Here is a 5,993-nt window from a genome sequence, read left to right on the forward strand (position 1 = left end):
GCAGGTTCAAGTCCTGTTATCCGCACCAGTGGGAAGACCCCGCGGGCAGTTTCGCGCTTCACTTCTTGTGGAACGCGAATTTTTTTCGCGCAAGATATATTTTCAAACAGTAGCATATACTTGTAAAAAGCGGGGACTCCCCGCCGTTGGCGCTCGCAGGCTCGCTATCTTTTTGAATAAGGCTTAATCTGCTTTCACTTATTGCAATGTCATTTTTTACTGCTTATGTAGCAAAGATCATTCACATACAATCTTAACGCCTCACATTAAGTGAGGCGTTTTTATATTCAAATCTGTTTCATAGAGTTAACAACATTTGCAATTGTTGATTTGCTGTGATATAATACACTTAGTCGATAGGTTATATATAATATCAGGAGGAAATTTAATGGATAAAAGATTCATATACGCTGACAATGCTGCTACTACAGCTGTATCAGATGAGGTGCTTCAGGCGATGCTCCCCTACTTTCGTGAAGGATACGGAAATGCCTCAAGTATTTATAAGCTCGGACGTGATGCTCAGCGAGCAGTAGAAACTGCCCGCGAAAAGGTTGCAGCCGCTATCGGAGCAGAACCCCGTGAGATTTATTTTACAAGCTGCGGTTCCGAATCCGATAACTGGGCTATAAAAGGAACAGCTGAGCTCATGGCTAAAAAAGGTAAAAAGCACATCATCACATCGGTATTTGAACATCACGCTGTTCTGCATACTACTGAATATCTTGAAAAACACGGATTTGAGATAACATATATTCCTATAAACGAAAAAGGTCTTATTGATCCTGCAGATATAAGAAAAGCAATACGTGAGGACACAGCTCTTGTTACGATAATGTATGCAAACAACGAGATCGGTACTATACAGCCTATAGAAGAGATAGCTGCTATATGCCGTGAAAAAGGTGTGCTTTTCCATACTGACGCTGTACAGGCTGTAGGTCATATTGATATTGATGTGCATAAACAAGGCATAGATATGCTTTCACTTTCAGGTCACAAAATACACGCTCAGAAAGGCATTGGAGCACTTTATGTCAGAAAGGGCATCATTCTGCCGAATCTCATACACGGCGGTGGTCAGGAACGCGGAAAACGTGCCGGTACAGAGAATGTTCCTGCAATAGTTGGTCTCGGCACTGCCATTGAAGCTGCTACAAAAAATATTGCCGAAAAGAATGCGGTCATTACTCCGCGAAGGAACAGACTGATCGACGGCATATTGCAGATACCTTATACGCGCCTCAACGGAGACAGGGACAAGCGTCTGCCTGGAAATCTCAATATCTCAATTGAAGGAATTGAAGGCGAATCACTTCTTCTTATGCTTGATATGAACGGTATATGTGCTTCATCAGGTTCAGCCTGCACATCCGGCTCTCTTGATCCTTCTCACGTTCTTCTCTCTCTCGGCTTGAAGCATGAGGTTGCCCACGGCTCAATGAGGCTCTCTATAGAGGAAAATATTACAGATGAAGACGTTGATTACATTCTTGAGGTCATACCGAAAATCGTAAAGCGTCTTAGAGAAATGTCGCCTGTATGGGAAAAAATGATGAAGGGCGAAAAATACGAATAAAGGAGAAAAATATGTTATACAGTGAAAAGGTTCTCGACCATTTTTCAAATCCGCGAAATGTCGGAGAAATCGAAGATGCAGACGGTGTTGGTGAGGTTGGAAACGCAAAATGCGGAGACATCATGAAGATGTATCTGAAAATAGACAACAATACTATCACTGACGTAAAATTCAAAACTTTTGGATGTGGTGCAGCAGTTGCTACTTCTTCAATGGCGACAGAGCTTATCAAAGGAAAAAGCATCGACGATGCACTTAAGCTGACAAATCAGGCTGTTGTTGAAGCATTGGACGGACTACCGGCAGTAAAGATACACTGCTCAGTACTTGCTGAACAGGCAGTACGTTCAGCGCTTTCCGATTACTATACCCGTCAGGGAATTGATCCTTTACCGATTGTCGGAGAAATTAAGGAACCTGAAGAATAAAAAATAATTCATTTAGAAGCGCTTTGTTTATCAAAGTGCTTCTTTTTTTCGCCAAAAAGACCGCAATGAGAACGATCTCACTGCGGTCTGATACATTATATTATTCTGTTTATCACACACCAAAAAGGAGCTTGTCATAAGTTGGGAAGGGATAATACTCCTCAGCAGTTAGTGTTTCTGCCTTATCAGCAGGAGCACGAAGCTTTTCCATTGCAGGAATCATCTTATCACGAACGTATGCAGACTGTTTCATGACATCGTCAATCTTCTTCAAGCCTGCCACTACGCTTTCGAGAGCAGATGTAGCAGCGTCCATTTCGTCAATAAGAGCCGAAAGCTCAGTAACAAGCCTTGTTTCATACTTGCAGGCTACCTTAGATACGCTCTTCTTTACAGCTACAGCAGAAGCCGTATCGGAACTAAATTTAGCCACAGCAGGGATTATTTCTTTACGTGCCATATCTATCATTGTTGAAGCTTCGATATTTACTGATTTTACGTAGTTTTCAAGCATGATATCACGACGTGAGAAAATCTCGGCTTCTGTAAAGATACCGTGTGATGTGAGCATTTCAACATTCTTTTTATCACATATCTTAGGCATACAGTCAGCTGTTGTTTTAAGGTTTGAAAGTCCGCGTTTTTCTGCTTCCTTTACCCATGAATCATCATAACCATTACCGTTGAATATTATGCGCTTATGATCCTTTATTGTCTTCTTGATAAGATCGTGAAGTGACTTGTTAAAGTCCTTAGCCTTTTCAAGCTTATCAGCGAACTGCTTCAGCACCTCAGCAACAGCTGCATTAAGGTGGATATTTGCACACGAAATACTGTTGGAAGAACCAAGCATACGGAACTCAAACTTATTTCCGGTAAATGCAAAGGGAGAAGTTCTGTTTCTATCAGTTGTGTCCTTGCTGAACTGAGGAAGAACATCAACACCAAGCTTCATTTTCTCCTTTGCTGTACCACCGTAAGGAGCATCCTTCTCGATTGCTTCAAGAATAGCTGTAAGTTCATCTCCGAGGAATATAGAGATAATAGCGGGAGGAGCTTCGTTTGCACCAAGACGATGATCGTTTCCGGCTGTAGCTACTGAAAGTCTCAACAAATCCTGATAATCATCAACAGCCTTTATTACAGCTGCAAGGAAAAGCAGAAACTGTGCGTTCTCATAAGGAGTTTCACCGGGTGAAAGAAGATTTACACCTGTATCAGTGGAAATAGACCAGTTATTATGTTTACCGGATCCGTTTACGCCCTCAAATGGCTTTTCGTGAAGAAGGCATACAAGTCCGTGGCGCTCAGCGACTTTCTTCATAACCTCCATTGTGAGCTGGTTGTGGTCAGCAGCTATATTTGTGGTCTTGTATATAGGAGCAAGCTCGTGCTGTGCAGGTGCAACTTCATTGTGCTTTGTTTTTGCAAGTATTCCCAGTTTCCAGAGCTCTTTGTCTAGATCTGCCATATACTCAGAAACTCTTGTTTTTATTGAACCGAAGTAATGATCCTCCATTTCCTGTCCTTTAGGAGGCATTGCACCGAAGAGTGTACGTCCGGTCATAATAAGATCCTTACGTTTTTTATACATCTCACGATCAACAAGGAAGTACTCCTGCTCAGGACCTACAGATGTACGTACGCTTCTTACGCTGTCGTTGCCAAAAAGCTTCAGAACACGGAGAGCCTGTCTGTTGAGAGCCTCCATTGAACGAAGAAGAGGAACCTTCTTGTCAAGAGCTTCACCTGTATATGAACAGAAAGCTGTCGGTATGTAAAGTGTGCCATCCTTGATGAAAGCATAAGATGTAGGATCCCAAGCCGTATATCCTCTTGCCTCAAATGTAGCACGAAGTCCGCCGGATGGGAAAGATGAAGCATCAGGCTCACCTTTTACAAGCTCCTTGCCTGAGAACTCCATTATTACCCTTCCGTCGGGTGCGGGAGTGATAAAACTGTCGTGTTTTTCAGCCGTAACACCAGTCATCGGCTGGAACCAGTGCGTATAGTGCGTTGCACCTTTCTCGATAGCCCAGTCCTTCATTGCAGCAGCAACGACATTTGCTACTGAAATATCAAGCGGTGTACCTCTGTCGATAGTCCTTTTGAGGGACTTGTAAACCTTTTCGGAAAGAGTAGCCTTCATTACTCTTTCGTCAAATACCATTGAACCAAAATACTCTGTTACCTTTTCCATAATAAATTCCTCCATTATTATTTATTTTCTAAAGAAGCTCTTATAAAGTCCGCAAAGAGCTTCTGCGGTTTATTAGGTCTTGATTTGAATTCCGGATGGAACTGAACGCCAATGAACCATGGATGATCTGCAAGTTCAACAATCTCAACAAGCTTTTCATCGGGTGAAAGACCTGCTATTTTAAGTCCGTTTTCAGTCAATGTCTTTCTGAAAGCATTATTGAACTCATAACGATGGCGATGGCGCTCATAGATAAGCTCTTCATCATATATCTTACGGCACCTTGAATCGGCAGCAAGTTTACAGGGATATAATCCGAGACGCATTGTACCGCCCTTCTCAGAAATGTTTTTCTGCTCCTCCATAATATCTATGACTGGATACGGGGTATCTCCGAATTCAGCAGAATCAGCATTGCTTAGTCCGCATACGTTTCTTGCGAACTCAATAACTGTCATCTGCATACCGAGACATATACCGAAAAATGGTACTTTATTTTCACGGGCATAGCGTATAGACTCTATCATTCCTTCTACTCCCCTGTGTCCGAAGCCACCGGGAACTATTATACCGTTACAGTCTGCAAAAATATCACTGGCATTATCGTATGTAACCGTTTCAGAATCTATCCATTTTATATCAACGGCTGCATCGTTTATTATACCGCCGTGTCTAAGAGCCTCTGCAACTGAAAGATATGCATCATGAAGCTCTACATATTTGCCAACAAGTCCGATAGTGACCTTTTTTTCAGCACTTTCAGCACGGTGCACCATTTCAGTCCATTCTGTAAGATCAGGATCATTATCAGCTATTCCAAGATGTCTGCATACCGAATGAGCAAGTCCTTCATTTTCGAGCCATATAGGTACTTCATACAACGAAGGAGCCGTGAGATTCTGTATAACGTCTTCCTTGCGGATATTGCAAAAAAGTGCAATCTTTTCAGCCATATCATCAGGAATTCGCTTTTCCGTCCTGCATACTATTATATCAGGCTGTATGCCTATGGAAAGAAGCTCCTTTGTTGAATGTTGAGTTGGCTTGGATTTAAGTTCCTCAGAGCCGGTAATATACGGTACAAGTGTAACATGGATGTAACATACATTCTCGCGCCCCTGTTCTGTTCCAACCTGACGTATAGCCTCAAGGAAGGGAGTGGATTCAATATCTCCGACTGTTCCGCCGATCTCGGTTATAACAACATCTGCATTCACATCATTTGCTGCACTGTAAACCTTTTCCTTGATCTCATTAGTGATATGAGGAATTACCTGAACCGTTCCGCCAAGGTAGTCGCCGCGACGTTCTTTTGTAATAACGTTCCAGTATATCTTTCCCGTTGTAACATTTGAGTGTACCGAAAGATTTTCATCTACGAAACGCTCATAATGACCAAGGTCAAGATCTGTTTCAGCACCGTCGTCAGTCACAAAGACCTCGCCATGCTGAAATGGGGACATAGTTCCAGGGTCCACATTGATATACGGATCAAACTTTTGAATGGTGACCTTGTAGCCACGCTGTTTCAAAAGCCTTCCCAGTGAAGCAGCTGTGATACCCTTGCCGAGTCCTGAAACGACTCCGCCAGTTACAAAAATGAACTTTGACATTTGCTTATGCTCCTTGAAATACATTTATGATAAAGGCAGTCTGCATACATCGGGAGATCTGTAATTAAGATGCACGCAGACGCCCTTGTCAGCTTAAGCTTTTTCCCACTCCGCTGAATCGTGAAGTGCGTTGTATCCTTCTTCACCTGTTCTGATCTTGATAACGTTCTCAA

At 42.6% G+C, this 5,993-nt stretch carries 4 protein-coding genes; 2 read left to right on the top strand and 2 right to left on the bottom strand.

The window, feature by feature from the left end; all coding sequences use genetic code 11:
• The first annotated feature begins 388 nt into the window (after positions 1-388).
• A complete protein-coding gene (gene nifS / locus J6U00_RS07950; RefSeq protein ID WP_296580818.1) occupies positions 389-1,579 on the top strand; it encodes a cysteine desulfurase NifS in 1,191 nt (396 codons plus the stop codon).
• Positions 1,580-1,590: 11 nt separating this feature from the next.
• Positions 1,591-2,007 carry a Fe-S cluster assembly scaffold protein NifU gene (nifU, locus tag J6U00_RS07955; RefSeq protein ID WP_296580820.1) on the top strand — a complete coding sequence of 139 codons (417 nt, stop codon included), beginning with the start codon at positions 1,591-1,593 and terminating at the stop codon, positions 2,005-2,007.
• Positions 2,008-2,119: 112 nt separating this feature from the next.
• On the opposite strand, the gene J6U00_RS07960 is transcribed toward nifU, so the two are convergent.
• A complete protein-coding gene (locus tag J6U00_RS07960; RefSeq protein ID WP_296580821.1) occupies positions 2,120-4,207 on the bottom strand; it encodes a glutamine synthetase III in 2,088 nt (695 codons plus the stop codon).
• 17 nt (positions 4,208-4,224) lie between these two features.
• Positions 4,225-5,820: a CTP synthase gene (locus J6U00_RS07965; protein WP_296580823.1), complete on the bottom strand. Its 1,596-nt coding sequence runs from the start codon at positions 5,818-5,820 to the stop codon at positions 4,225-4,227.
• Positions 5,821-5,993: the final 173 nt, after the last annotated feature.

This window comes from Ruminococcus sp. (assembly GCF_017650195.1).
Lineage (GTDB): Bacteria > Bacillota > Clostridia > Oscillospirales > Ruminococcaceae > Ruminococcus.